The organism is Bacillus sp. 522_BSPC (assembly GCF_001076885.1).
In the GTDB taxonomy this organism is placed as follows: domain Bacteria; phylum Bacillota; class Bacilli; order Bacillales; family Cytobacillaceae; genus Niallia; species Niallia hominis.
Window position 1 is genome coordinate 1 of record NZ_JVDT01000106.1, and the last position, 716, is coordinate 716.

Annotated in this window: 1 protein-coding gene; it reads right to left on the minus strand. The window is 37.8% G+C overall.

The genetic code is table 11. The features are described 5' to 3' along the window. Positions 1–716, minus strand: a 716-nt coding sequence (locus ADJ83_RS24795) for an IS3 family transposase (RefSeq protein ID WP_048717484.1), incomplete at both ends; no start/stop codon positions are given.

The window sequence follows — 716 nt, forward strand, 5'->3', positions numbered from 1 at the left end:
GGTATACCCTGCTTAAACTCTCTGTTTAGCTTGTTTGGTACGACTTGATGCTCCTTTGTAGCTTTAGCGATTTTTTTATAAGGATTTGCTTTCCTATGAGGACAGACTATTCCATATTTCTTCATGATTCTTTGGATCTTTTTACGACTAAATATAATGTTATATTCATTCTCCAAGATCATTTTTATGGACCGGGANCCTTTCTTATATCCCCGTCGATTAAAGGCTTTTAGTATGACTTCTTTCGCTTTCAAGTCCAATTGTTCTCTCGCCTCTCGGATAGTATATGCTTGAAGGAAGCTATAGTATCCAGAACGGGAAACTTCTAAAAAATCGCAAAAATACTTGGTCATACGCTTAAATCCACTTTGTTCAATGGTCTCAGAAATTAATTGATATACTCTACTTGATTCTAGGTTTTCGTTTAGCAGCCTCCTTTCTGTCACTTCTAGCTTTTTTAATAACTCTACTTGTCCCTCCAATAGCTTAATTCTAGCTTCTTGCCTTTCAATCACTTCAGACGGTGTAAGTTCTCGCTTTAATGGTCTACCAGAACCGGATTTTCTTGAGTCTGTGAGTCCGATTAACCCATCCTTTTTATAGGCTTTCTTCCACCTGTATGCGGATTGTTCAATTCGCTTTATTCCTATAACGTCCACATCAAAGCCGTTATCCATGAAGATTTGTCGAGGAAGTTTTCCACCTAGATACTCATC